30 protein-coding genes and 1 tRNA gene are annotated in these 26,002 nt (G+C 70.5%); 11 read left to right on the top strand and 20 right to left on the bottom strand.

From position 1 onward, the window contains the following. Positions 1-15: 15 nt before the first annotated feature. Positions 16-1,656 carry an ABC-F family ATP-binding cassette domain-containing protein gene (locus BJ998_RS10815; protein ID WP_184860809.1) on the bottom strand — a complete coding sequence of 547 codons (1,641 nt, stop codon included), beginning with the start codon at positions 1,654-1,656 and terminating at the stop codon, positions 16-18. Between the two features lie 57 nt (positions 1,657-1,713). Then, a complete protein-coding gene (locus BJ998_RS10810) occupies positions 1,714-1,941 on the bottom strand; it encodes a hypothetical protein (RefSeq protein ID WP_184860807.1) in 228 nt (75 codons plus the stop codon). Positions 1,942-2,152: 211 nt separating this feature from the next. Here BJ998_RS10810 and BJ998_RS10805 point away from each other — a divergent pair, with 211 nt between their 5' ends. Continuing rightward, positions 2,153-2,368 carry a hypothetical protein gene (locus tag BJ998_RS10805; RefSeq protein WP_184869226.1) on the top strand — a complete coding sequence of 72 codons (216 nt, stop codon included), beginning with the start codon at positions 2,153-2,155 and terminating at the stop codon, positions 2,366-2,368. A gap of 167 nt (positions 2,369-2,535) precedes the next feature. Then, positions 2,536-2,739 carry a cold-shock protein gene (locus tag BJ998_RS10800; protein ID WP_184860805.1) on the top strand — a complete coding sequence of 68 codons (204 nt, stop codon included), beginning with the start codon at positions 2,536-2,538 and terminating at the stop codon, positions 2,737-2,739. A gap of 28 nt (positions 2,740-2,767) precedes the next feature. Here BJ998_RS10800 and add read toward each other — a convergent pair whose 3' ends face one another. Next, positions 2,768-3,706 (bottom strand): adenosine deaminase, encoded by a 939-nt coding sequence (gene add, locus BJ998_RS10795; RefSeq protein ID WP_184860803.1) that lies wholly within the window; start codon positions 3,704-3,706, stop codon positions 2,768-2,770. Then, positions 3,699-4,661, bottom strand: coding sequence for a bile acid:sodium symporter family protein (locus tag BJ998_RS10790; RefSeq protein ID WP_184860801.1), 963 nt, complete (start codon positions 4,659-4,661; stop codon positions 3,699-3,701). The genes add and BJ998_RS10790 overlap by 8 nt, the downstream gene beginning before the upstream one ends. Before the next feature lie 86 nt (positions 4,662-4,747). Between BJ998_RS10790 and BJ998_RS10785 the strand changes: the two genes are divergently transcribed. Further along, positions 4,748-5,611, top strand: coding sequence for an LLM class F420-dependent oxidoreductase (locus BJ998_RS10785; protein ID WP_184860799.1), 864 nt, complete (start codon positions 4,748-4,750; stop codon positions 5,609-5,611). 36 nt (positions 5,612-5,647) lie between these two features. On the opposite strand, the gene BJ998_RS10780 is transcribed toward BJ998_RS10785, so the two are convergent. Further along, a tRNA-Leu gene (locus tag BJ998_RS10780) sits at positions 5,648-5,719 on the bottom strand. A gap of 183 nt (positions 5,720-5,902) precedes the next feature. On the opposite strand from BJ998_RS10780, the gene BJ998_RS10775 reads away from it, so the two are divergent. Continuing rightward, positions 5,903-6,493 (top strand): histidine phosphatase family protein, encoded by a 591-nt coding sequence (locus BJ998_RS10775; protein ID WP_184860797.1) that lies wholly within the window; start codon positions 5,903-5,905, stop codon positions 6,491-6,493. 69 nt (positions 6,494-6,562) lie between these two features. Beyond that, positions 6,563-8,122, top strand: a complete 1,560-nt coding sequence (locus BJ998_RS10770) for a long-chain-fatty-acid--CoA ligase (protein ID WP_184860795.1) — start codon at positions 6,563-6,565, stop codon at positions 8,120-8,122. Here BJ998_RS10770 and BJ998_RS10765 read toward each other — a convergent pair. The 9 genes from BJ998_RS10765 to BJ998_RS10725 form a co-directional block, all read right to left on the bottom strand. Continuing rightward, positions 8,119-9,228 (bottom strand): alkaline phosphatase family protein, encoded by a 1,110-nt coding sequence (locus BJ998_RS10765; protein WP_184860793.1) that lies wholly within the window; start codon positions 9,226-9,228, stop codon positions 8,119-8,121. The two genes, BJ998_RS10770 and BJ998_RS10765, sit on opposite strands and share 4 nt — an antisense overlap. Next, positions 9,197-10,339, bottom strand: coding sequence for an MFS transporter (locus BJ998_RS10760; protein ID WP_184860791.1), 1,143 nt, complete (start codon positions 10,337-10,339; stop codon positions 9,197-9,199). The genes BJ998_RS10765 and BJ998_RS10760 overlap by 32 nt, the downstream gene beginning before the upstream one ends. Before the next feature lie 232 nt (positions 10,340-10,571). Next, on the bottom strand, positions 10,572-11,597 hold the full coding sequence (locus BJ998_RS10755; RefSeq protein ID WP_184860789.1) for a LacI family DNA-binding transcriptional regulator: 1,026 nt from the start codon (positions 11,595-11,597) through the stop codon (positions 10,572-10,574). 15 nt (positions 11,598-11,612) lie between these two features. Then, positions 11,613-12,560 (bottom strand): hypothetical protein, encoded by a 948-nt coding sequence (locus BJ998_RS10750; protein WP_184860787.1) that lies wholly within the window; start codon positions 12,558-12,560, stop codon positions 11,613-11,615. A gap of 75 nt (positions 12,561-12,635) precedes the next feature. Continuing rightward, positions 12,636-13,652 carry a lysylphosphatidylglycerol synthase transmembrane domain-containing protein gene (locus tag BJ998_RS10745; RefSeq protein WP_184860786.1) on the bottom strand — a complete coding sequence of 339 codons (1,017 nt, stop codon included), beginning with the start codon at positions 13,650-13,652 and terminating at the stop codon, positions 12,636-12,638. Continuing rightward, on the bottom strand, positions 13,649-14,494 hold the full coding sequence (locus BJ998_RS10740) for an SAM-dependent methyltransferase (RefSeq protein ID WP_312890038.1): 846 nt from the start codon (positions 14,492-14,494) through the stop codon (positions 13,649-13,651). The genes BJ998_RS10745 and BJ998_RS10740 overlap by 4 nt, the downstream gene beginning before the upstream one ends. Further along, positions 14,422-15,504, bottom strand: a complete 1,083-nt coding sequence (locus BJ998_RS10735) for a glycosyltransferase family 4 protein (protein ID WP_376775994.1) — start codon at positions 15,502-15,504, stop codon at positions 14,422-14,424. The genes BJ998_RS10740 and BJ998_RS10735 overlap by 73 nt, the downstream gene beginning before the upstream one ends. Positions 15,505-15,512: 8 nt before the next feature. Continuing rightward, positions 15,513-15,911, bottom strand: coding sequence for a 6-pyruvoyl trahydropterin synthase family protein (locus BJ998_RS10730; protein WP_184868574.1), 399 nt, complete (start codon positions 15,909-15,911; stop codon positions 15,513-15,515). A 2-nt stretch (positions 15,912-15,913) separates the two neighbouring features. Further along, positions 15,914-16,897, bottom strand: a complete 984-nt coding sequence (locus tag BJ998_RS10725) for a zinc-dependent alcohol dehydrogenase (protein ID WP_184860784.1) — start codon at positions 16,895-16,897, stop codon at positions 15,914-15,916. A gap of 61 nt (positions 16,898-16,958) precedes the next feature. Here BJ998_RS10725 and BJ998_RS10720 point away from each other — a divergent pair, with 61 nt between their 5' ends. Continuing rightward, positions 16,959-17,666: a CDP-alcohol phosphatidyltransferase family protein gene (locus BJ998_RS10720; RefSeq protein ID WP_184860782.1), complete on the top strand. Its 708-nt coding sequence runs from the start codon at positions 16,959-16,961 to the stop codon at positions 17,664-17,666. An 80-nt stretch (positions 17,667-17,746) separates the two neighbouring features. Beyond that, on the top strand, positions 17,747-18,025 hold the full coding sequence (locus tag BJ998_RS10715) for a hypothetical protein (protein ID WP_184860780.1): 279 nt from the start codon (positions 17,747-17,749) through the stop codon (positions 18,023-18,025). Here BJ998_RS10715 and BJ998_RS10710 read toward each other — a convergent pair. Next, positions 18,011-18,355 (bottom strand): MmcQ/YjbR family DNA-binding protein, encoded by a 345-nt coding sequence (locus BJ998_RS10710; protein ID WP_312890036.1) that lies wholly within the window; start codon positions 18,353-18,355, stop codon positions 18,011-18,013. The two genes, BJ998_RS10715 and BJ998_RS10710, sit on opposite strands and share 15 nt — an antisense overlap. Continuing rightward, positions 18,352-19,500 (bottom strand): cytochrome P450, encoded by a 1,149-nt coding sequence (locus BJ998_RS48560; protein ID WP_221337957.1) that lies wholly within the window; start codon positions 19,498-19,500, stop codon positions 18,352-18,354. Before BJ998_RS48560 ends, BJ998_RS10710 begins: the two co-directional genes overlap by 4 nt. 32 nt (positions 19,501-19,532) lie before the next feature. Here BJ998_RS48560 and BJ998_RS10700 point away from each other — a divergent pair, with 32 nt between their 5' ends. After that, on the top strand, positions 19,533-19,889 hold the full coding sequence (locus BJ998_RS10700; protein WP_184860776.1) for an arsenate reductase family protein: 357 nt from the start codon (positions 19,533-19,535) through the stop codon (positions 19,887-19,889). Positions 19,890-20,076: 187 nt separating this feature from the next. Here the strand turns inward: BJ998_RS10700 and BJ998_RS10695 are convergent, their stop codons facing one another. Both BJ998_RS10695 and BJ998_RS10690 read right to left on the bottom strand, forming a co-directional pair. Beyond that, on the bottom strand, positions 20,077-21,147 hold the full coding sequence (locus BJ998_RS10695) for an NAD(P)H-dependent amine dehydrogenase family protein (RefSeq protein ID WP_184860775.1): 1,071 nt from the start codon (positions 21,145-21,147) through the stop codon (positions 20,077-20,079). Positions 21,148-21,158: 11 nt separating this feature from the next. Next, entirely contained in the window at positions 21,159-21,926 is a 768-nt protein-coding gene (locus BJ998_RS10690; protein WP_221337956.1) for an SDR family oxidoreductase, read from the bottom strand. A gap of 34 nt (positions 21,927-21,960) precedes the next feature. Between BJ998_RS10690 and BJ998_RS10685 the strand changes: the two genes are divergently transcribed. After that, positions 21,961-22,581, top strand: a complete 621-nt coding sequence (locus BJ998_RS10685; protein ID WP_221337955.1) for a TetR/AcrR family transcriptional regulator — start codon at positions 21,961-21,963, stop codon at positions 22,579-22,581. A 1-nt stretch (position 22,582) separates the two neighbouring features. Here BJ998_RS10685 and BJ998_RS10680 read toward each other — a convergent pair whose 3' ends face one another. Both BJ998_RS10680 and BJ998_RS10675 read right to left on the bottom strand, forming a co-directional pair. Then, positions 22,583-23,233: an NADPH-dependent F420 reductase gene (locus BJ998_RS10680; protein ID WP_184860769.1), complete on the bottom strand. Its 651-nt coding sequence runs from the start codon at positions 23,231-23,233 to the stop codon at positions 22,583-22,585. A gap of 29 nt (positions 23,234-23,262) precedes the next feature. After that, the gene (locus BJ998_RS10675; protein ID WP_184860767.1) at positions 23,263-24,720 is read right to left on the bottom strand and encodes an MFS transporter; all 1,458 of its coding nucleotides are present in this window, start codon (positions 24,718-24,720) and stop codon (positions 23,263-23,265) included. 298 nt (positions 24,721-25,018) lie between these two features. On the opposite strand from BJ998_RS10675, the gene BJ998_RS10670 reads away from it, so the two are divergent. Together BJ998_RS10670 and BJ998_RS10665 are read left to right on the top strand one after the other, a co-directional pair. Further along, positions 25,019-25,483: a nuclear transport factor 2 family protein gene (locus BJ998_RS10670; RefSeq protein ID WP_184860765.1), complete on the top strand. Its 465-nt coding sequence runs from the start codon at positions 25,019-25,021 to the stop codon at positions 25,481-25,483. 9 nt (positions 25,484-25,492) lie between these two features. Further along, entirely contained in the window at positions 25,493-25,954 is a 462-nt protein-coding gene (locus BJ998_RS10665) for a TIGR03618 family F420-dependent PPOX class oxidoreductase (protein ID WP_184860763.1), read from the top strand. Positions 25,955-26,002 lie beyond the last annotated feature (48 nt).

Raw genomic sequence — 26,002 nt, 5'->3', positions numbered from 1 at the left:
GCGTCTCCCCGTGGGTCAGGCTCGGTCGAACACCTTGCCGTCGACCACCTCGAGCCGGCGCGTGGTGTGCACCGCCGCCAGCATCCGCCGGTCGTGCGTGACCAGCAGCAGCGTGCCCGGGTAGTTGGCCAGCGCCGCCTCCAGCTGCTCGATCGCCGGCAGGTCCAGATGGTTCGTCGGCTCGTCCAGCACGAGCAGGTTGACCCCGCGCGCCTGCAGCAGCGTCAGGGCGGCCCGCGTCCGCTCGCCGGGGGAGAGCGTGACGGCCGGCCGGAGCACGTGGTTGGCGCCGAGGCCGAACTTGGCCAGCAGGGTGCGGACCTCGGCGTGCGCCATCTCCGGCACCGCCGCGCCGAACGACTCCAGCAGGGTGGCGTCGCCGAAGAACAGCTGCCGCGCCTGGTCCACCTCGCCGACGACCACGCCGTGCCCCAGCGCCGCGTTGCCCTCGTCCAGCTCCAGCCGGCCGAGCAGGGCCGCGAGCAAGGTGGACTTGCCGGCGCCGTTCGCGCCCGTGATGGCCACCTTGTCGGCCCAGTCGACCTGCAGGTCCACCGGCCCGAGGGTGAAGTCGCCGCGGCGCACGACCGCGCCGCGCAGCGTCGCCACCACCGAGCCGGAGCGGGGCGCGGCGGCGATCTCCATCCGCAGCTCCCACTCCTTGCGCGGTTCCTCGACGACGTCCAGCCGCTCCAGCATCCTGTCCGTCTGCCGGGCCTTGGCCGCCTGCTTCTCGCTGGACGCGATCCGGGCCGCGCGGATGTTCTTGTCGTTGTCCGGGGACTTCTTCATGGCGTTGCGCACGCCCTTGTCCGCCCAGCCCCGCTGCATCCGGGCCCGGGCCTCCAGCGACGCCTTCGTGTCGGCGTACTCCTCGTACTCCTCGCGGGCGTGCCGGCGGGCGGTGGCCCGCTCCTCCAGGTACGACTCGTAGCCGCCGCCGTAGGTGTTGACCTGCTGCTGGGCCAGGTCCAGCTCCACCACCCGGTTCACCGTGCGGGCCAGGAACTCGCGGTCGTGGCTGACCAGCACCGTGCCCGCCCGCAGGTCCGTGACGAACCGTTCCAACCGGTGCAGCCCGTCCAGGTCCAGGTCGTTGGTCGGCTCGTCGAGCAGGAAGATGTCGTACCGGCTGAGCAGCAGCGACGCCATCCCGGTGCGGGCCGCCTGGCCGCCCGACAGCGAGGTCATCGGCTGGTCCAGGCCGACCGACAGGCCCAGGTCGGCGAGCACCTCGTCGATGCGCTCGTCCAGGTCCGCGCCGCCCAGCGCGAGCCAGCGGTCCAGGCCCGCCGCGTACGCGTCGTCCGCGCCCGGCCGGCCCTCGGTCAGCGCCTCCGTCGCCGCGTCCAGGTCCAGCTGCGCCTGGGTGACACCGGTGCGGCGGCCCAGGAACGCCCGGACCGTCTCGCCCTCCCGGCGCTCCGGTTCCTGCGGCAGGTGCCCGACCGTCGCGGTCGGCGGGTTCAGCCGGATCGACCCCTGCTCGGCCGGGATCAGCCCGGCCAGCGTGCGCAGCAGGGTGGACTTGCCCGCGCCGTTGGCGCCGACCAGCCCGATCACGTCGCCCGGGGCGACGACCAGGTCCAGTCCGGAGAACAGCACACGGTCCCCATGCCCGGCGGCCAGGTCCTTGGCTACGAGTGTCGCGCTCATCAGGGCGGTGATCCTACTGGAGGGCGGAATCGAGCACCGCCCGGTTTTCCTTGCGCCTCAGCGGTTGGACGACGGGAACCGGCCGTCGCTGCGGCCGAGCGCGATCAGGTCGGTGTACTGGTCCTGCCACGACCGCTCGGTGGTCAGCAGGTCGGCCAGCCGCTGCACCCAGTCGGCGTCGACCGGCGGCGCCGCGGTGTCCAGGTGGCGTTCGGTCTCGGCGCGGGCCTTGAGCCACTCGGCCAGGGTCGGACCGAGCACGGGCCCGCCTGCTTCTTCGGACATGGGACGACCGTACTGCGTCATTTCTCCGCTGTCCCCCTCCGCTGGGGTAGAGTCGGCCATGTCGGGGCGTCAGTGAGCGGCAGTCAGCCGTCACGGCGTCCGGACCCAGCCCGGCCCGGTGGTTACCGGCCGGAGACGGGAGCACCGGCTTGCTGCCGGAATGCCTGCTCGAACCTTGCCTTCTGTCCTCTTCCTCGCCGTGGGGCCGCTCGTGAGGCGCGTCGTCCGTACGGACCGGTCGCGCACCATCGCCGGTGGCATCGGCCAGGAGCGCGTCGCCGCGGCGCACGAGGTGCTCGTCAATCAACAGGCGCGAGCCACTATCACGGTCGCGGGCAACGCCCTCGACGTGGGTGACTGCCGGGAACTGCTCCGCATGCTGGGGTTGGACTCCCTGCCGCCGCGGGCCCCACGCCTTCGCGCCTAGCCGCCAGGACCGAGCCCGACCGTGCCTTTGCCCCGGTGGCAAGGGCCACGGGCCCACGCCTGCACGCCTCGCCGCCAGCATCTCGGTCGCGGGTTCCCCGACCGCGCCCTCGTGCCTGGCCGCCAGCACTCCGGACTTCACGTCCCCCAACACGGAAGAGGACTCTCATGACTCAGGGCACAATGAAATGGTTCAGCGGCGCCAAGGGATTCGGGTTCATCGCGCCCGCGGCGGGCGGCCCGGACCTGTTCGTGCACCACTCCGAGATCCAGGGCTACGACTTCACCGGCGTCGCCGACGACCAGGCGGTTGAGTTCGAGGTCGGCGAGGGCCGCAAGGGACCGCAGGCGGTCGGCGTCCGAATGCTCTGAGCCGTGTGCTCGGCCCGTGCCCACCACGTCACGGGCCGGGCGCCAGCCAGTCGGCGATCGATGCACGCAACGCCGCCTTGCCTGCGTCCGAGGCGAACGAGGCGTCCACGCCGGCCAGGGCCAGCGCCGCCAGCGCCTCGTCGTCGTAGCCGAAGACCTTGCGGATCCGCTCGTACTCGGTGACCAGGTCCGTGCCCACCGAGGCCGGCACATCCGTGTTCACGGTGACCACCAGGCCGGCGTCGACCAGCCGCGGCAGCGGGTGCTCCGGCCAGGACGGCACCAGCCCGAGCCCCACGTTCGAGGACGGGCAGACCTCCAGCGGCACCCGCTCGTCCCGCAGCCGCGCCACCAGATCGGGTGACTCCAGGCTGCGGATGCCGTGCCCGATGCGGGCGGCGTGGCCGAGGTCCAGGGCCTCCACGATGCTGTCCGGCCCGGCGTCCTCGCCGGCGTGGTGCACCAGCCTGACGCCGGCATCCCTTGCGGCGTCGAGGAGTTCGGCGAACGGCGCCATCGGGTGCCGCTCCTCGCCGGCCATCCCGATCGCCACCACCCGATCGTGTTTCCGGGCCAGCTCCAGCGTTGCGGCGAACCGCTCAGGCGAACGCCGCCGGGAATGGTCGAGGATCACGGCGAATTCCGGCGTCAGGCCGTCGAGAACGGCCGCCAGCGGCATCTCCGGGTCGCCCAGCCGTTCGCCGTGCGCGGCGGCGGTGAACGTCACCTCGCCGTAGCGAACCCCTTGTGCCCGCTGGTCCTCGCAGAACTCGGCGGCGATCCGGGTGAAGTGCTCCGGCTTCCGCAGGCATTGCCGCACCAGCGAGTTGTGGTCGGCGAACGACCGGAAGCCGTCGAACGCCGTGGCGTCCGAGTGGAAACCGAGTTCCGCCAGCGTCGACGGCCGGATGGCGCTTTCCAGGTGGACGTGCAGGTGCGCCTTGGGCAGCGCGGCGAGATCACGCATGGGAGTACTGGTCGGCGTAGCGGCGGGCCAGCCAGGCGCAGACCATCAGCTGCATCTGGTGGAACAGCATCAGTGGCAGCACGATCAGGCCGACCGAGGCCGCCGGGAACAGCACGCTGGCCATCGGCAGCCCGCTGGCCAGCGACTTCTTCGACCCGCAGAACACGATGGCGATCTCGTCCGCTTTGTCGAACTTCAACCGGCGCGCCAGCACCGTCGTCGTCACGAGGACGAACGCGAGCAAGGCGGCGTTCACCGCGAGCAACAGGGCGAGCGACACGACGGACAGCCGGCCCCAGATGCCGGCCACCACGCCCTCGCTGAATGCGACGTACACGACCAACAGGATGGATCCCCGGTCCACGTAGCCCAACACCTTTTTGTGCCGGCCGACGAAGCCGGCGAGCCAACGGCGCAGCACCTGGCCGGCGACGAACGGGGCCAGAAGTTGCAGCAGGATGTCCCGGATCGAGTCGAAGGACACGCCGCCGCTGCCGTTGACGATGAACACCGTCACCAGCAGCGGGGTCAGCACGATGCCGATCAGGTTGGAGAACGACGCGCTGCAGATCGCCGCCGCCACGTTGCCGCGGGCGATCGACGTGAACGCGATCGAGGACTGCACCGTCGACGGCAGGCAGCACAGGAACATCAGGCCGGTGTACAGCTCCGGGGTCAGCACGTGTGGCACGAGCAGCGCGCACACCAGCCCCAGCGCCGGGAACAGCACGAACGTGAAGGCCAGCACCAGCGAGTGCAGCCGCCAGTGCCTGAGGCCGTCCAGCGCCTCCCGGGTGGACAGCCGCGCGCCGTAGAGGAAGAACAGGAAGCCGATCGCGATGGTCGTGACGTACCCGAGTCCGGTTGCGTACATCCCGCGTGCGGGCAGTATCGAGGCCAGACCGACGGTGGCCAGCAGCAGGAGGATGTACGGATCTATCCGCAGCCGGGACATCAGGGCAGCATAAGCACGGGATTGACCTGGAGCGCGCTCCAGGACATAGCGTTGTGGCGACACTCACGACCGAATGGGAGACGACTGTGCGAGTCGGCGTCCACGTCACCAAGTTCGACAACCCGGCGGGTTCGGCCGGCATCGGCGCCGAACTGGCCGCGGTGGCCCGCAACGCCGAGGCGGCCGGCGTGGGCTGGTTGTCCGTGATGGACCACTGGTTCCAGATGGAGCAGAACGGCGGCGCGCCCGACCCCATGCTGGAGGGCTACACGACGCTCGGCTTCCTCGCCGCGCACACCTCGACCATCGAGCTCAGCCTGCTGGTCACCGGCGTCACCTACCGCCACCCCGGCCTGCTGGCGAAGATCGTCACCACCCTGGACGTGCTGTCGAACGGCCGCGGCACGCTCGGCATCGGCGCCGCCTGGTACGAGCGCGAGCACCTGGGCCTCGGCGTGCGGTTCCCGCCGCTGAAGGAGCGGTTCGAGCGGCTCGAGGAGACGCTGCGGATCTGCCTGCAGATGTGGGACCAGGGCAACGACGGGCCGTTCGAGGGCAAGCACTACCAGCTGGCGGAGACCATCAACCACCCGCCGGCCGTGCGCTCGCCCCGGCCGCGCATCCTCATCGGCGGCGGTGGCGAGAAGAAGACCCTGCGGTTCGTCGCGCAGTACGCCGACGCGTGCAACCTGTTCCCGAGCTCCGTGGAGGAGGTCAGCCACAAGCTCGACGTCATCCGGGCGCACTGCGACGACGTCGGCCGGGACTTCTCGGAGATCGAGGCCACCCTCACCGTCCGCGCCGACAACCTGGATTCCTTCACCGCGCAGATGGAGGAGTACGCCAAGATCGGTATCCAGACCGTCATCGTGGCCCCGCCGACCGGCACCCCGGCCCGCTGGATCGAGGAGTTCATCGCCCCCGCCGTGCAGCGCGTCGCCGACCTGTGAGGTGTGGTGGCCCCCGGATCTCCGGGGGCCACCCCGTGCCCTCGCCAGGATTCGAACCTGGACCGGCCGGATCCTGAATCCGGTGCCTCTGCCGGGTTGGGCCAGAGCCGCTTGAACGCAACAAAAAAGCCGCCACGACAACGCGGCGGCTCCACGACGAACGTCGAGCCGTCCCTAGAGCAGTAGCTGGCGAAGCATCGTGGACTCCTTCGTTCGGTGAGTGCCGATACAGTGCCGCAGCGACGGCGATGCCGTCAACGGTGTTTACCAGCGTCCACTATGGAGTGTTGCATGGCCCGACTGCTGCTGGTCCGGCACGGCGAATCCGACCACACGCTGCGTGGCCCGGAGGGCCTCACCTCGGCCGGCCGGCGCCAGGCCGCCGCGCTGGCCGACCGCCTCGCGGCCGAGGAACGCGGACCCGTCGCGGTCTACTCGTCGACGGAGGTAAGGGCGATCGAGACAGCGGCGGTGATCTCCGACCGGCTCGGCGTGACACCGACGCGGGACTGCGGCCTCTGCACGTGGCACACGCCGCCGGAGGCGACCGGCCTGACGTCGGCGGAGTTCCAACAACGCTTCGGGATCGAGGGCGGCGGTGTGTTCCGGCCGTTCGAGACCGGGAACGAGGCGTGGGCGGACCTCGTCACCAGGGTGAGCCGCACGCTGCTCGAACTGGCGGCGCGGCATCGTGACGAGACGGTGATCGCCGTCGGCCACACGGAAACCGTCGAAGCGTCGTTCGCGGTGTTCGGCAACCAGCCGCTGCTCCGCGACTTCGACGTGGCCGTCGCGCCGGCCTCGATCACGGAGTGGACCACCGACGGCGACCCGACGGCGTGGCCGCCGCCGCGCTGGACGTTGCACCGCCTCTCGGCCTGAATCGCCTGTTGTCTTGGCCGCGTTCCCTGGGTAGCGTCGAATGGTCCGGCGCACAAGGGAGTGTGGACGATGATCGCTGCATCGCATCCGGACGTCGCCGCCGCCACCGCGGCCGGCAGCATGGCGCTGGCCAACCAGCTGGCCCGCGCCGCGCGGATCTTCCCGGACCGGGTCGCGCTCCAGCTCGACGAGTGCCGTCGCACCTACACCGAGCTGGACCGCCGCGTCAATCGGCTGGCCAGGGCGTTGCGTGAACGCGGCGTGCACGCCGGCGACCGGGTCGCGGTGCTCGCCACCAACCACATCGAGACCGCCGAGGCGTTCTACGCGATCCTGCGGCTCGGCGCGATCGCCGTGCCGATCAACTTCCGTTTGGTGGCAAGCGAAGTCGCCTACATCCTGCACGACTGCACGGCGTGCCTGCTGATCGTGGACGACCTGACCGCGCCGCTGGCCGACGCCGCGCTGTCCGAAGTGGACTGCGTGCGGTCGACACTGCGGATCGGCCCCGAGTTCGAGGCGGCGATGGCCGTCGAACCGGACGACTCGCTGGACATCGTCGTGCCGGAACAGGATCCGGCGTTCATCATGTACACCTCCGGCACCACCGGCCGTCCCAAGGGCGCGGTGCTGACGCACCGGAACCTCTACATGGCGCTGATGCTGCAACGGATCGCGGCCGGCGGCAAGTGTCCGGACGGCGAGGTCGTGCTGCTCGGCGTGCCGATGTTCCACATCGCCGGCATGGGCACCGCGCTCGGCCGGCTGCTCGGCGGCGACCGGATCGTGATCTACTCGGGTGCCGCCTTCGACCCCGCTGCGGTCGTGGACCTGTTGGAGCGGGAACAGGTCACCCACACCTTCTTCGTGCCGAGCCAATGGCAGGCGATCTGCGCGGTGCCGGGTATCAAGCAGCGAAACCTGGTGCTGAGCAACATAACCTGGGGCGCATCGCCCGCTTCGCCGTCCACGTTGCAGGCGCTGGCGGACACCTTCCCGGCTGCGGCCGCGTTCACGGCCTTCGGTCAGACGGAGACGTGCGCGACGGTCTGCCTGCTGCGCGCCGAGGACGCCGTGCGCAAGCGCGGCTCGGTCGGCACGCCGATTCCGGGCATCGAGGTGCGCATCGTCGACGACGAGATGCGTGACGTGAAACCGGGCGAGGTCGGCGAGATCGTCTACCGAGGCCCGGTGATCACGCCGGGTTACTGGGGCAGGCCCGAGGCGACCGCGGAGGCGTTCGCCGGCGGCTGGTTCCACTCCGGCGACCTGTGCCGGGCCGACGAGGACGGCTTCATCTGGGTGGTCGACCGGAAGAAGGACATGATCATCTCCGGTGGTGAGAACATCTACTGCGCCGAGGTGGAGGCGGTCATCGACAGCCATCCCAAGGTCGGCGATGTCGCCGTCATCGGTGCGCGGCACGAGAAGTGGGTGCAGACGCCCGTCGCCGTCGTCACGGCTGTCGACCCGGCGGACCCGCCGACGCTGGACGATGTGGTCGAGCACTGCCGGGACCGGCTCGCGTCGTTCAAGAAGCCGACGGCGCTGATCGTCGTCGACAGCCTGCCCCGGACGGCCACCGGCAAGGTGCAGAAGTTCGAGCTGCGCAAGCGTTACGGCGGTTAGCTGCCGACGAAGGTCAGGAACGGCACCCGCATCTCGGCGGGCGTCAGCGAGCCGTGCACGCCGAGGAGGCCCGACTCGAACTTCTCCTTGACCGTGCGGACGATGCCGACCTCGCCGAGGGCCGCCGCGATGACGTCGCCGATCCTCGGCAGCACGCGATCGGCGACCGGGCCGAACCAGCCCTCGTCGATCGCCTGCTCTCGACTGACGACCAACGCCCTGTCGCCCAACACGTTCCGCCACGCCTCTCGTACGTCGTCGGCGGCGCCCGGTTCGGCGTAGACGTGCCGTGCGCGAGGCTCTCCGCCGAGCAGGCGAACCCCTTCCCGCAGCTGGGGTTCGGTGTCGAAGTCCACTATGGACGTCATCTGCGCCATGCCGTGATCTGCTGTGACGGCGAGCAGGGCGCCCGGCGGCAACGCGGCGACAACCGTCGCCACGAGCCGGTCGATGTGGTTGAGCTGCCACCGCCACGCCTGTGACCCCGGCCCGTAGAGGTGGCCCACGGTGTCCAGATCGCCGTGGTACGCGTAGCAGAACCCGCTCCGGTTCGCCAGGATCTTCGCGGCGAGGTCGCCCAGTGCGAACACCGGCTCGAACGCGCCGCCGCGCAGGACGCTCCGCGTCAGGCCCGAGCCGCGTTGCAGCAAGGGGGCCGCGATCGTCACGTCTATGCCGGCTCGCTCGAACAGTGTCGGCAACGGCTGGATCTCCTCCGGCACGAGGGTTTCCCGCGCATCCGCGCCGTTGACCCGCCACGGCAACGCGTACAGCAGTTCCGGCGCGGCGAAGCTGTAGCCCACGATGCCGTGAGTGCCGGAGGTCAGCCCCGTGCCGAACGACGACACGCTGGTCGCCGTCGTGCTGGGAAATCCGGCCGTCAGCGGCTCTCTGTTGGCCGCGTGGGCGTTTAGAAACGGTGCATCCTCGGCGTGGGCTTGCAGGAGGTCCCAGCCGAGACCGTCGATCACCAGCAGGCACGCCGCCGACACCCGCTCGGCGTCCAGCACGTTGTCAAACCCTGGCACACCCAGCGCCGCGAGCAGCGACGGTGTCACCTCGCACAGCGAGCGCTCACCGTACCGCGGCAGGATCGTCTCGGCCACGAAGGCAGAGTAACGCAGCCGCCGCGATCAGCTGGCTGCTCCCGGCGGCGACAAAGGCGATTGTGGAGCCGTTGTGGTACACGGGAAGCCATGCCGTCGGCGCCAACGCGCTGCCCGCGAACCGGAAGCCCGACACCACCGAGACCGCCCCCGCCCGGTTGCCCGGCACCGCGCTCATCGTCAGGTTCTGCAACGACACCGTCAGCATGCTCGACGCCGCTCCCGCCACCGTCCACCACAGCGCCAGCGACAACAGTGAGCCCGTCAACCCGATCACCGCCACCAGCCCCGTTCCGGCCAGCGCGCCGATCACCCCCACCGCTCTGCCGCCGATCCGATCGCACACCGTGCCCCATACCGGCCCCAACACCAGGCCCGCCAGGCCGAACCCGACCAGCGCCACACCCGCCATCTCCGGCGAGGCCGCCAGAAAGTCGTGCGCGTACAACGCCACCAGGAAGGGCAGGCCCGCGCTGCCGAGGAACGACACCAGGGCGCTGGTCGAGAGCAGGCCCATCCTCGGGCTCAACAACGGTCGCCATGGCGGCGCCTCCGTCCCTGGCCTCGGTTCGCCCAGCGGCGGCGCGAACGCCAACATCGCCGACACCGCCGCCACCACCGCGAACCCGAGCCGCCAGTCCACTCCCGCCGCCAGGCCTCCGATCAGCGGCGAGAACGACTGCCCGCCCGACATGCAGCTCGCGTACATCCCCACCGCTCGGCCCAGGCGCTCCCTGGGCACCAGGTCTCCCAGGCTCGCCAGCAACAACGGCGACGTGAACGCGTTCGCCGCGCCCAGAACCGCCCTTCCCGCCAGGAACACCCCCAGATTCGGCGCCACCATGCAGCCCAGCGACGCCACCACGAACACCAGGTACGCCGCCCTCACCGTCCGCCGCAGCCCCCACCTCTCACCCAGCGTCCCCGACACCAGTTGCAGCACCGCGAACGGGATGAAGTACACGGTCACCGAGCTGGCCACATCCGTCACCGACGTGCGCAGCGACTCGCTCAACTCCGGCAGCATCGGCGCGACCAGCCCACCCGCCAGCGGCCCGATCGTCGCCCCGGCATACACCGCCCCAAGCCGAATCCTGCTCACGTCCGCCATGCCCTGATCTTGCCGGGTTCGGTACCCCGCCCACCCGCCCCGATCGACTGGTTTCCGCAGCCAGCAGCCAGCAGCCAGCAGCCAGCAGCCAGCAGCCAGCAGTCGGCGGCCCGCGGTCGGCGGCGCAGCCCGACAGCCGGAGTCCGGAGCCGGCGGCCCGCAGCCTCGTCGTCTTGGCGCTGCCGTCTCTCTACCGCTCAAATCGCTCCCCGCCGCGCAAGCCGCCCAGCGGTCAGCGGTGCGTCGCTGCGACGGCGGGGGCGGCGGTGGAGCTGCGACGCACGGTGAGGCGCGGCGGCAGGAGGTGGACCTCGGGCTGGGGCGGCCCGGCGAGTTGGCGGATGGTCATCCGCACGGCCAGATCACCGACCTCGGGGGCGGGAATGGCGACGGAGGTGAGGGGGATGGCGCCGTCCTCGGTCATGTTGTCGGGGCAGACCGCGACGACGGAGATGTCGTCGGGGACACGGAGGCCGCGGGCGGCGAGACCGGTGAGAACGTCGGGCAGCACGGCCTCGTTGTGCACGACAAGGCCGGTGACGTGGCGGTCGCCGGCGAAGACCTGGTCGAGGCAGGCCATGGCGGCGTCGTAGGAGTGGCCGCAAGGGTGGGCGGTGGCGCGGACCCGGCGCTCGTCGGCGGCGGAGTCGAAACCGAGGCGGAAGCGGCCGGCGAAGCTGGTGCCACGGCGGTAGACCTCGGGCGACGGGCCGATCAACGCGATGTCACGGTGGCCGAGATCGGCGAGATGGTGCACACAGGTCGAGCCGGCGGCGACGAAATCCAGGTCGACGCAGCTGAGGCCGCTGTGCTGCTCGGGAAGTCCGATCAGCACGGCCGGCCGGTCCAGGGCGGACAGCATGGGGATGCGGCCGTCGCTGGATTCGACGTCCATGACGATGAGCGCATCGGCGATGGCGGAGGACGCCACCCGGCGGAGCTCGGCGGGACCGTCGTCCTTGGTCAGCAGTAACAGGTCCAGGTCGTGCTCACGGGCGGAGGTGACGACCGAGGACACGAACTGCATGATCACCGACAGGTTGAGATCGGTGCGCAGCGGCACGGCGAGGGCGAGCACGTTGGTGCGGCTGCTGGCCAGCGCGCGGGCGCCGGCGTTGGGGTGGTAGCCGAGGTCGCGGATGCACTGCTCGACCCGTCGGCGGGTGGTCGGCGAGATGCGTCTCTTGCCGCTGATCACGTAGGACACCGTGCTCGGCGCGACGCCGGCGGCCCGCGCGACGTCCACAATGGTCACCACGGCGGTCCTCCACGGCTACAGGATGCGGTCTCGTCCTTCGACGGCCATTCTCCTCGTCCGGGCGCGAAATGTGTCATTAATCTGGTCGGCCGGCACAGTTTTGTTCCACTCGCCGTAGAGCTGCCAGGCGTTGTGGATGCCGATCAGCAGCTGCTCCAGCAGCGTCCGCGCCGGCATGCCGTCCCTGACCAGCGCCATCACCACGTCCCGGGGCAGCTCGCCACGATCCAGCCGCTGCACGACCAGCACCGGCACCTCGTCGGCCAGTTCATCCACGTGGTTGTGTCGACACGTCGGCGGTGCGTCGGACAGATTGCCGCTGGCGGCGCGGGAAGCGATCATCAGGGCGGCGTCCAGCCAGTGCACGGCGGCGACCGCCGCCGAGGTGGCGTCGATCTTCGTGTACAGCTCGGGCGGCCCCATCGGGTCCTTCTCGAAGTACGCGTGCGCGGCGGCCACCTGCTGCGGCTGCGGATCCGACCTGGTCAGCACCACCGCCTGGTTGGCACGGCCGGTCAGGTCGCCGAGCGCGGCCCGGCGCAGCGCGTCGATCTCCGCCTCGACGTCGGTGACGGCCTGATCGGTGACGCCGCGGTCGCCGATGCGGTGCAGGATCCGGCCCACCTGGTGGCCGGCCTCCAGCACCTCGCTCTCGCAGATCTGCATCTGGTCGCCCACCGGCAGGTGCGGATCCCGCATGGCCCCCGTCACCAGGTCGATCGCCAACTGGTTGCGGGCCCGGCTGAGCGCCTCGTCCGGCTGGTCGACGGCCTCGGTCAGCGGATGGGTGTAGGTGCGCCACAGGTGCTTGGACAGCTGCGTCAGCTCGTAGCCCAGCTGCAGGGCGTACTCGGGAGCGGGTAGGTCATCGAACGCCACGACCGTGTCCGCGACGGTGCCGATGCCGACGCTCCACACCGCCAGCAGGACGTTTCGGGTCCGGTCGTAGGCGTACTCGGTCACCGGCACAGGATCCCAGATCAACTTGTGAACCGCGGCCACCTCTGACCACCTGATCGTGACATCCGGGCTGCCCACTCAGGCGGCCTGCGGCTGCACCTTCCGGCGGACGATCGGCTCGGCGATGACCGTGACCGGTTCCGGCGCGGTCCGTTCGACGGTGACCGTGGCGGTCGGGCGGTGCACGCGTTGCAGCACGAGCACGGCGGCGCCGGGCAGGCTGGAGATCAGCGTCAGCACCCCGTAGACAACGGCGGTGGTGACGCCCTGCGTGGCACCGAGCCCGGCGGCGGCGAAGGCGAGCGCGGCGACACCCTCGCGCGGGCCCCAGCCGCCGACGTTGATCGGCAGACCCATCGCGATCAGCGCCAACACCAGCAGCGGCAGCAGCTGGCCGATCGACGCGGTGGAGCCGGCGGACCGCGCGGCGACGACGAACAGCGTGAGATGCCCGGCCAGCGTCGCGGCCGACAGCACCACGACGGCCGGCCACGACTGGCGGCTCAGCAGGCTGCGGCGGATGTCGACCATCGTCCTGGCGATGGCCTCCCGCCAGCGCGGCAGGCGGGAGGACGTGGCCAGCACGACGCCGGCGGCGACGACGATCAGGACGCCGACGACGATCGCGGCCGGCGCGGGCACGATGTCCCCGATGACCCGGGCGATCAACGTGGGATCGGTGAGCAGCACGCCGACGCCGACGCCGAGGATCGCCAGCTGGCCGCCGGTCCGCTCCAGCACGACCGCCCGCACGCCACGGCCGACGTCACCGGTGTCGTGACCGTTCTGCACGGCGCGATGCACGTCGCCGAGCACACCGCCGGGAAGCACGGCGTTGATGAACAGCGCACGGTAGTAGTCGGCGACCGCGGTGCGCAGGGACAGCTTCAGCCCCAGGCCGTCGGCGACGACGCACCAGCGCCAGGCGCTGAACAGCGTGGTGAGGAAGCCGATGCCGAGCGCGGCGGCGACGCCCCACAGGTTGATCTCGCGGAGACCGTCCACAAAGGCCCCGGTGCCCAGCCGCCAGAACAGGATGCCGATGACGGCCGCGCCGGCGACGATCTTCAGCCAGGGCCAGATCGCGCGCATCATGCCGGCACCGCCAGCACGTCGACGTGCCCGACGGTGCCGCGCAGCCGACCCGCCTCGACCGCGTCGAGACGCTGCCGCAGGTAGCTCGCGGCTTCGGCGGTCAGTTCCGGGCGCTGCTCGACGGCGGCGCCGACCCAGCCCCGCAACCACTCGGCGGTCAGGTCGGCGTTCTCCTCGCCCAGCCGCCACGGGCTCGGCGCGACCTGCACGGCGGCGCCGCGCTTCTCGAACGACTCGACGATCGCCGCGGGGGCGTCCGGACCGAGCAGCCGACGACCGTCCTGGACGCGGCGCTGGTGATCGTTGAACGCCGCGGCGATCTCGGCGTCGAACGGCTCGGCGGGGGACAGCTCGACCTCGCCGAGCACGGAAAGCGTGAAGAGCGCGGGCACGCGGGCGTCGACGCACGCCGCGGCGAGCCGGTCGACTTCCCCGGCGGTGAGGATGTCGAGCAGGGCGGATGCGGTCACCAGCGAGGTGCCGGCGAGGTCGGCGGCGGTGACGCCGCCGAGATCACCCAACCGGGTCTCGACCGTGACGGGAGCTGTGGAGGTCACATCCATATACACGTGCCTCAGCAGATCTGGTTCACGGTCCTGCATGATCCAGTGCTGCGGATTCGGCAGCAGCGGGCTCAGCCAGCGGCCCAGCGAGCCGGTTCCGCAGCCCAGATCGCGGATGACGAGCCGGTCCCGGCCGGCGAAGAGCCGGACCAGGCGGTCGACGAGTTCGGCGGACCGGGCCGCCGCGTCGACCGGCTCACGCAGCGTCAGCCACTCGGGGGTGAACTCCGCGTCACCTGCGTCAACACTCTGGCCAGGCTGTTCGAGGTTTCCGCCCACCCCTTCAGCATGCCACGGCGGTCACGGGCCGAAGTCCGCAGCCGTCGCCGCAGGTCAGACTCCGTTAGCCAACTACGGAGCGCGGTCGCCAACCCGTCCGGGGGGACGAGCAGCCCGGGCATGCTGCCGTCCGGCGCCAGGCCGACGGTCTGCGGCAGTGGGTCGACATTTGTCGCGAGAACGGGGATGCCACGGGCCAACGCTTCGGTGACGACCATCCCGTATGTCTCCGCACGGGAGGCGAGCACGAACAGATCGGCGGCGTCGTAGCTCTGCTCGAGTTCGTCGCCGTGCTGCGGACCGACGAAGTCGACCTTTTCGCACGCACTGCTGGTTTTCAACCGAGTCCGCAACTGCGTGACGTGTTCCGGCGCGTGGTGGAGCGCTCCGACGCAGACGAGGTGCCAGTCGAGATCGTCGATCGTGAGCAATGCGTCGAGAAGCAGGTCGTGGCCCTTGCGTGGGGTCACCGACGCAACGCAGAGCAGTCGCGAGGCGCCGTCCGTGCCGCGGGCCAGCGGTGAACGGTCGACACCCGGGTCGACGCTGTGAACCCGATTCACAGGCAAATCGTGGTGTTGCGCCAGTTCACGGGCGGCCCACGGGCTGGTGGCGACGACCGAGTGCGCCGCGTGGAGGACTTCTCGTTCGCGGCGGTCGAGGTCGTCGCGGTCGACCGGCGACAAACCGGTCTCCGCCGCCAGCCGAAGGTGGACGAGCACAACGACGCGCAGTCGACGGGCCGCCGGCACAACAATCTCCGGGACGCCGCACGCCACCAAACCGTCGACGAGCACAACTTCGCCGGAATCGAAATTGTCGAGCGCGGTCCGCAACTTCGCCCGCGCCGCCGCGTCGGGCCGTGGCCAGTCGCCGCCGACCAGAATTTCGTCGACATTCCAGCCGAGCGACGACAAGCCGCGACTCACCCGCCGGTCGTAGACGTTGCCGCCGCTGGGGGCGGCAACGTCGGCGACCTGGGCGGGAAAAACCATGTGAACCGAGTTCACAGGCAAAGTCACAGTGAACGCTCGTAACTGGCCCAGGCGTTGTGCGACTCGTGCAGTGCGACGGAGATGCCGGACAGGCCGCTCGCCGACGGGCCCAGGGCGCCGGCGTGCACGCGGTCGGCCAGCCGGTCGGCGATGACCTTGGCCAGGAACTCGGTCGAGGTGTTGATGCCGGCGAAGGCCGGCTCCTCGTCCAGGTTCCGGTAGTTCAGCTCGCCGAGCAGTTCGCCCAGCTGCTGGCTGGCCAGGCCGATGTCCACCACGATGTTGTCGTCGTCCAGCTCGGCCCGCCGGAACGTCGCGTCCACCACGAACGTCGCGCCGTGCAGCCGCTGGGCCGGCCCGAACACCTCGCCCTTGAAGCTGTGCGCGACCATGATGTGGTCACGGACGGTGATGCTGAACAAGGTCATCCTCCTGACGGGTAAACGATGCGGTGACACAGCGCCGGCAGCCGGCCGTCGGCCAGCTGCGGCATGACGGTGGGCAGTTCGGTGAAGTCGCTGGAACCGGTGATCAGGGCGTCGAAGACCGGGTCGGCCAGCAGGTTCAGCGACAGCGCGAGTCGGCTGGCATAGGTGTGCCGGCCCCGCCGCGCCGGCGGAATGGTGCCGACCTGGCTGCTCCGCACGACCAGCCGCCGGGAGTGGAAGAACTCCCCGAGTGGGACGCTGACCTGCTTGTCGCCGTACCAGGACAGCTCCACCACCGTGCCCTCCGGCGTGAGCAGCTCGAGCGCCCGGGTCAGCCCCGCCGACGTCGCGCTGGCGTGCACGACCAGGTCGCAGTCGCCGGCCGCGTCGTCCGGCGACACGAACTCCACGCCCAACGCGGAGGCCACCGACGCCCGCGCGGCGTCGACGTCCACGAGCTGCACCCGCACCCCCGGGAACTTGGCCAGCACGGCGGCGACCGAACACCCGACCATCCCGGCGCCGATGACCGCGATCCGGTCGCCGAGCAGGGGAGCGGCGTCCCACACGGCGTTGACGGCCGTCTCCACCGTCCCGGCCAGCACCGCGCGCGCAGACGGCACGGAGTCGGGCACGACGGTCACCGCCGACACCGGGACGACGTACCGTGTCTGATGGGGATACAGACAAAACACCGTCCGCCCGACCAGGTCCGGCTCGCCGGCCTCGACGACGCCGACGCTGAGGTAGCCGTACTTGACCGGGGCGGGGAAGTCGCCGTCCTGGAACGGGGCTCGCATGAGGTCGTGCTGGCTGGCGGGCACGCCGCCACGGAACACCAGCGTCTCGGTGCCGCGGCTGACACCCGAGAACAGCGCCCTGACCAGCACCTCGCCGGGGCCGGGTGGGGTCAGCTGCACCGGACGGATCTCGCCCTCACCCGGGCGTAGCAGCCAGAACGCGTGTGCGGTCAGGTCCATTTGAACCCTTCTATCACAGCGGACGTGTTCTGACCGAGGCAAGAGGACGTGGGGAGGCGCGGTGACCACTCATATTCGGCACGTATCGACGGCGACACCCGGCGTGGTCGCTGGGCTCGGCGCGCAGCTGGTGTTGCTGACCCTGCTGTGGGCGGCGCTGCGGATCGGCCCGAGCGCGTTGGCGGCCGGCACCGCCTGCGCCGTGGTGACGTGCGCAACCCTCGGTTATGCCCTGCACCGGTCGCGGGCCAGGACGTTCGGCCAGGCCAACTGGGTCACCCTGTTCCGGGCCACGCTGGTCGGCGGCGTCACCGCACTGGTCGCCGACGGCCTCATGCACGGCCCCGCGACGCCCGCCATCGTGGCGCTGTCCGTGGTGGCGCTGGTCCTCGACGGCGTCGACGGGCAGGTGGCCCGCCGCACCGGCACCGCCACCGCTGTCGGGGCGCGGTTCGACATGGAGGTCGACGCGTTCCTGATCCTCGTGCTGAGCGTATTCGTCGCCGAGTCGCTGGGGCCGTGGGTGCTGGTCATCGGCGGGATGCGGTACGCGTTCGTCGCGGCCAGCTGGATCCTGCCCTGGCTGAAGGGCGCGCTGCCGCCGAGCTTCGCCCGCAAGACCGTCGCCGCCGCGCAGGGGGTGCTGCTCGTGGTCGCGGCTTCCGGCCTGCTGCCGACCGTCGCGTCGGTCGGGGTGGTGGGGATCGCGCTGGCGTCGCTGGTGTGGTCGTTCGGCCGGGACGTGATCTGGTTGTGGCGCAACCGGTAGGCCGTTACCTCCCGGGTAATCGCCTTGCCGCGCCGACACGTTTAGCGTCGTCGGTGACGGAAGAAGGGGAGGCGAGACCGATGACCGGAAAGAACCGCCTGCTGCACGTGGTGATGAAGATGGACCAGGCCGGCTCGGCCGGCTACATCGCCGTCGCGCTGGTCACCACGCCGATCCTGATGCTGATCAGCCCGCTGCGGCAGTTGATGTGGCTGGTGGGCCTCGTCCTCGGGATCTCCGGCCTTGCCCTGGGGCTGCTGGGGTTCCTGATGGCGTGGGGGCTGACCGTCACGATGGCGCGCGGCGGCGATGTGCCCGAGCACATCCTGAAATCGGTGCGGGTGCTACCGAAGGCGTAGCCGGACGGCCTTGGGCAGGCCGGCCACGACCCGCTCGTAGGAGTGCTCGATCATCTCCTCGACCTGGTCGGGCGGCACGTCGCCGTCCAGCCGCACGGTGTTCCAGTGCTTCTTGTTCAGGTGGTAGCCGGGCGTCACGGCGTCGAACTGCTGGCGCAGGTGCATGGCCAGGCTGGGCTCGCACTTGAGCGACACCGAAGGGCCGCTGGGGGAGAGGATCGCGAACACCTTGCCCTCGACCTTGTACACGTCCAACCCGGGCCCGAACGGGTTTTCCTCGGTGACCTGCGGGAACTGCAGCGCGTATGCGGCGACTTCTGCCGGTGTCACGGGGTCGCCCATCGCACGTGCACGCCGTCGGGCTTGCGGAACACCAGGCCCGCCGGCGCGGCCGGCTCGGTCAGTTCCAGTCCCGGCAACCGGTCCAGCACCGTCTCGACGGCGATCCGCGTCTCCAGCCGGGCGAGATCGATGCCGAGGCAGAAGTGCGGGCCGTGCGCGAACGCCAACTGCTTGCGCAGGTTCGGTCGCCGCAGATCGAAGACGTCCGGGTTGTCGAACACCGCCGGATCCCGGTTGGCCGCCGTCAGCGACACGGTGACGAGGTCGCCACGCGCGATCGTCGCCCCGGCCAGTTCGACGTCCCGGGTCGCGTACCGGTCGACGACCGCCGCTGCCGGCTCCATCCGCAGCGATTCCTCGACGACGTCGGGAATCCGGGACCGATCCGTGCGCACGATGTCCAGTTGGGACGGATTGCTCAACAGATGCAGCAGGACGTTGGCGATCATGCCCTCGGTGGTCTCGATGCCGCCGAACATCAGCACCGCCGCGTTCGACACCACCTCGGGCAGCGCCAGCGTCTGCGCCGCTTCGGTCAGCAGCGACGGGTTGTGCCGGGCCACCGATCCCTCGATGTGCGCCCGTAGCTCGCCGAACGCCGCCGTCCCAACGGAATCCGGTTCCCGACCGGCGGAGATGTCGGCCACTGTGGACACGATCGCGTCGTACCAGGCCAGGACCCGCTTCGCGTCCGTGCCGTCCAGACCCAACGCGTCGGCCACCACCGCGACCGCCAGCGGACCGGCCAGCGCCCGCCGCAGTTCGGCGTGTCCCGTGGCGGCGAAGCCGTCGACCAGCCGGTCGCATTCGGCGCGCACGAAGTCGCCGAACCGGTCCGCGATCTCCCTCGGCCGGAACTGCCGGGAGAACGGCGCCCGGTGCCGGGCGTGCTCGTCGGCGTCCAGCGACAGCATCGAGGGACCGACGACCTGCGCCGTCGAGAACCTCGGGTCGTCGACAGTGAAGGTCGCCGCGTCACGCATCACCTGCAGGGCCAGGTCGTGCCGCGTCACCAGCCAGCCGTTCAGCGCCGGCAGCCACGACACCGGCTCGGTCGCGCGCAGCCGGGCCAGCAGCGGATGGGGATCCGCCGTGAGCTGCTCGATCGTGGCCTCGGCACCGACTCGGAACACGGCGTCGAAGCTACCAGCCGTAAGCTCCACCCGTGGAAATCTGGATCAACCCCGCTTGCTCCAAGTGCCGGTCGGCGCTGTCGATCCTGGACGAGGCCGGCGCCGAGTACACGGTGCGCCGCTACCTGGACGACCCGCCCACGGAGGCCGAGCTGGTGGCCGTGCTCGACCGGCTCGGGCTGGAGCCGTGGGACATCGCCCGCACCGGTGAGGCCGTCGCCGCCGAAATCGGGCTGAAGACGTGGGAACGGACCGAGGCGACGCGCGACCGGTGGATCAAGGCGCTGGCCGAGCACCCGATCCTGATCCAGCGCCCGATCATCACCGCGGACGACGGCCCGGCTGTGGTCGCGCGAACGGAAGAGGCGGTCCGCTCCGTCCTGGACTAGCGGCTACCGCCGCCGCGAGCGGGCTGCCGGCGGAGATGAGCAGCCCCCGAATCAATCCAAGCACGTGGGACCGACGAAGTGCGGGGCCCGCATGATCATCTTCTGTGGGCCGGCCGAATTGTCGGGCCGCTGTGCTTGGATGGAAACGGGGGCTGTGTTGTGCGGCCGAAGATCGCCTTGTGTTGAGTCAGCTCCGGCGGATCACTCCGCGGCCCGGGATCAGGGGCAGGTCGAGCGCCGACACGAGCCGCGGCGGGAGGTCGTCGAGGTAGGGAACCGCATTCACGGCCCGCATGCCGGTGGCCAGACACCCGCCGCTGACGGGGTCGCCGTCGACCTCGTGGCGGAAGGCGGTTTCCTGGGTGATCTCGGGGCTGCCCTTGACGATGATCCGGTAGGCGTCGTTCTCCACGGACGCGGCTCGGGGCCAGTCGGGGGCGGCGGCGTTGGTGATGCGGTTGACGTGCTCGATGACGATCGGGGCCCGGTCGCCGACCCAGCCACGGATCTCGAACCGCACGGCGGCGCAGTGGCCGGCCTCGATGGTGCCGTACTGATACGAGATCGGCGACGGAGCGGCCCACTTCTCATAAACGGTGTCGACACGGTCGAGCTTCACACCCACGGCATCGGCGATCATGGGAATGGTGTGGCCCCACGCGAAGACGAGGACCTCGGGAATCTCCAGCACGGCCTGGGAGTCGACCGGCAGGCCGAAGCCCATGACCTTGCTGTAGTCGCCGGCATAGCTGGCGTAGTCGACGAGCTCCTGGATCCGGACGCTGTCGACCCGCCCACAGACCCCCAGCAGGGTCAGGGGGAAGAGGTCGTTGGCGAAGCCGGGGTCGATGCCGGTGGTGAAACAGGCCTTGCCGGACTCGGCGCAGGCCTTCTCGAGTTCGGCGCGGAGTTCCACAGGGCAGGCGTCGGGATACACCAAAGGCGTCATCGAGGTGGACACGACGTGCTTGCCGGAACGCAGGGCCAGGCCCATGTTCTGGATGTTCTCCAGGGCGAACTCGGCCGTGGGACCGAAGTAGGCCACGGCGGAAGCATCGGTGTCCAAAGCGGACTGAACGTCGGTGGTGGCCGCGATGCCGACGGGAGAGCCGCCGATCAGGGTGCCGGCATCGACGCCGTCCTTGGCCGGGTCGTGCACGATCACGCCGGCCAGTTCGAACTCCGGATGGTCGAGCAGCTCCCGGATCACGAGCTTGCCCACGACACCCGTGCCCCAGACGATCACCTTGTGCGCCATCGTGTTTCCCCTCAGCGGAAGTACTCGCCACCGTTGACGAACAGGGTCTGCCCGGTCAGCATCCGGGCCCGGTCGGACGCGAAGAACACGGCCGCCTCGGCCACGTCGGCGTCCTCGGCGATCTCGTTCAGCGCGGTCTTGGCGTTGAGCTCGGCCTTCACCTCGTCCTCGGGCACGCCCCGGCTCTGCGCGGTCCACTTGATGTACATCTCGACGTTCGGGCCCCACATCCAGCCGGGCACCACGGAGTTGACCCGGATCTTGCGCGGGCCGAGCTCCCGGGCCAGGGAGAACATCGCGGCGTGCAGCGCGCCCTTGGACGTGGCGTAGGCGGCCTGCGGCAGCGTGGGGCTGAACGCGGCCTGGGTGCCGATGATCACGACCGAGCCGCCGCGGACGGAGAGCGCGGGCAGCGCGGCCTGGGTCAGCCGCATGGTGCCGATGACGTTGACGTCCAGCACCTTGCGCCAGAGGTCCAGGTCGGCGCCGTCGAGCCCGCCGAACACGCGGTCCCGGGCGGCCACGTGGATCACGGCGTCGACCGCGCCGAACTTCTCCATGGCGACCGACACGAGGCCGTCGCAGTCCGCCGCCGAGGTGATGTTGGTGACGGCGTAGGCCGCCCGCGACCCGATCTCCTCGGCCACCGCCTTGAGGTTGGCTTCCGTTCGGGCGCCGAGGACGACGTTCGCCCCGTCCCGGGCCGCCGCGAGCGCGGTCTGCCGGCCGAGGCCGGCTCCGACCCCGGACACGATCACTGTCTTGCCGTCGAGGACCACCCGATTAACGTAACAGCGTGTTACGTTATTCACAATGACGGGAATGGAGCAGTCCGAACGCGGCCGCGGCCGACCCCGGGACCGGGCGATCGACGACGCGGCGCTGCGGGCCGCCCGGGAGCTGCTGGTCGAGGTCGGCTGGGAGCGGCTGTCCATGGTCGCCATCGCCGAACGGGCGAACGTGGGCCGACCGGCGCTGTACCGACGGTGGCCGTCCAAGACCCATCTCGTGTTCGAGGCCGTGTTCGCCTGGCAAGACGCGCCCACGCCGGTGCTGGAGTCGACGAGCACGCGGGAGTGGGTGCACCGGTCGTTCGCCTACACCGCGGAGCTGTTCAACCGCCCGGAGGTTCGGGCCGCGCTGCCGGGGCTGATGGCGTCGCTGCGGGACCATCCGGACCTGCAGTCGGCGCTGTGGAAGGAATTCGGCCGGCCGGGCGTCGCCTCGCTGGAGGAGCTGCTGCGTGCGGAGGACCGCCCGGCGATCGACGCGCAGGCGATCATGACGCTGATCATCGGGGCCTGCATGGTCACGTCGCTCGCGGGAGGGTCTCCGGCGGTGACGGCGCGGCTGCCCGAGCTGGTCGCGGGGAAAGAGGTTGAGGGGAAAGAGAAAGGCGGGGGACCCGGCAAGGTCCCCCGCCCACAGCGGTAGATCACGCGGCCACGGTGAGGCCGACGACCTCGCGCATCTCGGTCTCCGTGTAGAACAGGTGGAAGACCGAGCCGCCCGGGTCCAGGTGACCCGACTCGTCGAGGGTGCCGACGTCGACCGGAACCCAGCCGGCGTCCCGGATCAGGCCGGCGAGGGTGGCCTTCGCCTCGACGTCGTCGCCGGCGATGGCCATGGCCCAGTACAGGGCCTGCTCGGTGCCCCGAGGCCAGAGCAGCTCGTCGGGAATGTGGCTGAACGCCCGGACGACGGTGCTGCGGGGCAGCTGCTGGGCCATCCACCGGCCCTCGGTCAGACCGGGCTCCAAAGTGGACACCCAGCGACCGTCGGCATAGGCGATCTTGTTGGTGGCGTCGATGACCATCTTGCCGGCCAACGCGTCGGCGAGCTCGGGAAGCAGCTCCTCGACGGTCTCCCCGGGCACGGCCAGCAGCACCACCTCGGCGGCCCGGGCGGCCTCGAGCGGGGTGGCGACGGTGGCCCCCAGGTCGGCCAGCGCCGCGGCCGGCCCGGCGGGGTTGCGCGAGCCGAACACGACCTCGTAACCGGCGTGCAGCCACAGCTTGCCGGCGGCCTGGCCGATCTTCCCGGTGCCGATGACGGCCAGCCGGCCCACAGTCGTCGATTTGGACATGACCACTCCTAATCCAGTACGGGGGTGTGTCAGCCGACCGGGTCCGTGACCACCTCGGCCGGTGCGGCGGCAGCGGCCCGCTGGCCGTGCCGGCGCATCAGCACCGCCAGCGCGACGGCGCCGACCACGGTGAGGATGAACGCCGCCCAGTACGCCGCGTGGTAGCCGGGAAGCTGACCGGCCGGCTGCGGCGAGACGGCGAACGCCGAGGCCACGGCGACCAGGCCGGCGACGCCGATGCTGGAGCCGACCTGCTGCGCGGTGACGTTGACCGCGCTGGCGACGCCGTGCTGGTGCTGCGGCACGTCGGTCAGCGAGGCGGCGGTCAGCGCCGGGAAGGTGGTGCCCTCGCCGACGCTCATCAGCAGGATGCCCGGCAGCAGCGCCCAGTAGCTGGCGGTGTCGCCGGCCAGCACCCAGGTCAGGATGCCGAGGCCGATCAGCGGCGTGCCCCACACGAGGAACACCCGCTGGCCGTACTTGGCCAGGTTGCGGCCGGTCCAGCTGGACACGAAGATCACCGCGAGGCCCATCGGCACGATCGCCAGGCCGGACTCCAGCGGCGTGTAGCCCAGGTTCTCCTGCATGTACAGCGGGGCGAAGAACAGCAGCGCGATGACGGCCGCGTAGTGCAGGAACGCCGCCAGCACGCCGGCACGGACCGGGACGCTGCGGAACATGCCCAGCGGCAGCAGCGGCTCGCTGACCCGGCTCTCCCACACCACGAACGCGGTGAGCAGGATGACCGCGCCGACCAGCGAGCCGATGGTGGTCGGCTGGCCCCAGCCGGCGTCGCCGCCGCTGCTCAGGCCGAACACCACCAGGCCGAGGCCCAGCGTCACCAGGATCGCGCCCGGCACGTCCAGCGGACGGTCGCTGCGCCGGCTGGCCGGCAGCGAGATCCGGCCGAGCACCAGCACGATGATGCCGCAGACGAAGGAGAACACGAACACCGAGCGCCAGGTGGCCCACTGCGTGAGGATGCCGCCGACGACCATGCCGCCGCTGAAGCTGGCGGCGCCGACCGCGCCGTAGATGCCCATCGCCTTGTTGCGGGCCGGGCCCTCGGGGAACACCTCGGTGAGCAGCGCGAGCGCCGCCGGGCCGGACAGCGCGGCGCCGATGCCCTGCACGGCACGGGCGGCGATGACCAGCGACACGTCCGGCGCCAGCGCGCCGGCGAGTGCCGCGAACGTCACCAGCGCGATGCCGACGCAGAAGATCCGGCGCCGGCCCAGCACGTCGGCCGCACGGCCGCCGAACAGCAGGAAGCCGGCGAAGATGACCGCGTAGGAGGTCATCGTCCACTGCAGCGTGGACCCGGTGATGCGGAAATCGGATCCAATGGCGGGCAGCGCCGCGTTGATGACCGCCAGGCTGCTGACATCGAGGATGAGCGCACCGGCGATCACGAGCAGGGCCAGCCACTGGGACCGGGTCGGCGCCGACGACGAGACGTCGACGCTCCTCTCGGATTGGGTGGTCAAGGGATACTCCTAACTGGAAAAAACATGGCCAAGACGCGACGCCGCGGCGAGAACAACGCTCTCGGCGCGTCAACGGAACGGAATTTCGGAAGATCCGTCCCGCCGGAGTGAGGAGAACGCACACCCGTGGCACGTCGACGCTAAGTCCGCGGCGGGTCACGGACCAGTACGGCGCAGTGCTGGTACTGGAAGTACCAGGCTCGGCCACGTTACGAAGTCCGCCCGCGCTGCTGGCTCACACCCTCACCCGATCGCATGATGGCTCGAGAACGCAATCACCTGCGAAAGGGTTGTTGTGATGCGGATTTCCGTGAAGTACGGGGCTGCCGCCGTCGCGCTCGCGGCCGCCGCCTGCCTGCTCCCCGGCTCGCTCAGCCAGGCCGCGCCCGCGCAGGTCGCGAACCAGGCGAGCCAGTGGTGGCCGTCGGCCGCCGAGCGGTCGGCCCGTTCGGTCGAGGCGCGTTTCATCAACCGGTCGAACGCGCTGGACGCCGCCGGAATCGCCGCGCTGATCGCGCCGGACGCGAAATGGGACAGCGTCGGCAACCTGTTCAACGGCCGGGACGACATCATGAACCGCTTGATCATTCCGGCGGTCATTCAGACATCCGCGCGCTACACGGTCATCGGCTCGCACTGGGACGGTTTCCGGTTGCAGATGGATTACCACTTCGTTTCCAAGACCGGTGACGACGTGTTGCTGCACTACGCGTACCTGGTCCGCAACGGCCAGATCGCGGACATCGTCGAATACATTGACTGAGAGGCAGACATGACCGAGTCCACCGGCCTGCGGCTGCCGCCGTCGGCGGTCGAGCTGATCGAGGGTGGCCCGCTGGGGCACGTGGTGACGCTGAACGAGGACGGCAGCCCCCACGTGACCTGCGTCTGGGTCGGCATCGACGACGGCGACATCTTCTTCGCCTCGATGTTCAACTACCGCAAGACGAAGAACCTGATGCGGGACCCGAGGGTGGCGCTGTCCGTGGAGAGCCTGCAGTTCCACGGCAGCGGCCTGCGCCAGTACCTGACGGTGACCGGCCGCGGCGAGGTGGTCAAGGGCGGGGCCTTCGACCTGATCCGCAAGCTGGCCAACGTCTACATCGCGCCGGGCGCGGAGATCCCGCCGGCCGAGCTGAAGGTGCACCCGGGCTACGTCACCCGGATCCACGTGGAGGAGATCGGCGGTGTCGGCCCGTGGGCGGGCGACCCGCCCAAGCTGCCCAGCAAGTGAGTCCCGGCAAGGACGTCCGCAAGCGCGGCCCGGCTCCGCACCACCGAG

It is taken from the genome of Kutzneria kofuensis (assembly GCF_014203355.1).
Classification (GTDB): domain Bacteria; phylum Actinomycetota; class Actinomycetes; order Mycobacteriales; family Pseudonocardiaceae; genus Kutzneria; species Kutzneria kofuensis.
This window is presented reverse-complemented; position numbering and strand designations above follow the sequence as displayed.

Excerpts from the sequence above, each read along its gene's own strand:
- BJ998_RS10815 (WP_184860809.1), bottom strand. The coding sequence starts at position 1,656 with ATGAGCGCGACACTCGTAGCCAAGGACCTGGCCGCCGGGCATGGGGAC.
- BJ998_RS10810 (WP_184860807.1), bottom strand. The coding sequence starts at position 1,941 with ATGTCCGAAGAAGCAGGCGGGCCCGTGCTCGGTCCGACCCTGGCCGAG.
- BJ998_RS10800 (WP_184860805.1), top strand. The coding sequence starts at position 2,536 with ATGACTCAGGGCACAATGAAATGGTTCAGCGGCGCCAAGGGATTCGGG.
- add (WP_184860803.1), bottom strand. The coding sequence starts at position 3,706 with ATGCGTGATCTCGCCGCGCTGCCCAAGGCGCACCTGCACGTCCACCTG.
- BJ998_RS10790 (WP_184860801.1), bottom strand. The coding sequence starts at position 4,661 with ATGTCCCGGCTGCGGATAGATCCGTACATCCTCCTGCTGCTGGCCACC.
- BJ998_RS10775 (WP_184860797.1), top strand. The coding sequence starts at position 5,903 with ATGGCCCGACTGCTGCTGGTCCGGCACGGCGAATCCGACCACACGCTG.
- BJ998_RS10770 (WP_184860795.1), top strand. The coding sequence starts at position 6,563 with ATGATCGCTGCATCGCATCCGGACGTCGCCGCCGCCACCGCGGCCGGC.
- BJ998_RS10760 (WP_184860791.1), bottom strand. The coding sequence starts at position 10,339 with ATGGCGGACGTGAGCAGGATTCGGCTTGGGGCGGTGTATGCCGGGGCG.
- BJ998_RS10745 (WP_184860786.1), bottom strand. The coding sequence starts at position 13,652 with ATGATGCGCGCGATCTGGCCCTGGCTGAAGATCGTCGCCGGCGCGGCC.
- BJ998_RS10725 (WP_184860784.1), bottom strand. The coding sequence starts at position 16,897 with ATGGACCTGACCGCACACGCGTTCTGGCTGCTACGCCCGGGTGAGGGC.
- BJ998_RS10715 (WP_184860780.1), top strand. The coding sequence starts at position 17,747 with ATGACCGGAAAGAACCGCCTGCTGCACGTGGTGATGAAGATGGACCAG.
- BJ998_RS10695 (WP_184860775.1), bottom strand. The coding sequence starts at position 21,147 with ATGGCGCACAAGGTGATCGTCTGGGGCACGGGTGTCGTGGGCAAGCTC.
- BJ998_RS10685 (WP_221337955.1), top strand. The coding sequence starts at position 21,961 with ATGACGGGAATGGAGCAGTCCGAACGCGGCCGCGGCCGACCCCGGGAC.
- BJ998_RS10680 (WP_184860769.1), bottom strand. The coding sequence starts at position 23,233 with ATGTCCAAATCGACGACTGTGGGCCGGCTGGCCGTCATCGGCACCGGG.
- BJ998_RS10670 (WP_184860765.1), top strand. The coding sequence starts at position 25,019 with ATGCGGATTTCCGTGAAGTACGGGGCTGCCGCCGTCGCGCTCGCGGCC.
- BJ998_RS10665 (WP_184860763.1), top strand. The coding sequence starts at position 25,493 with ATGACCGAGTCCACCGGCCTGCGGCTGCCGCCGTCGGCGGTCGAGCTG.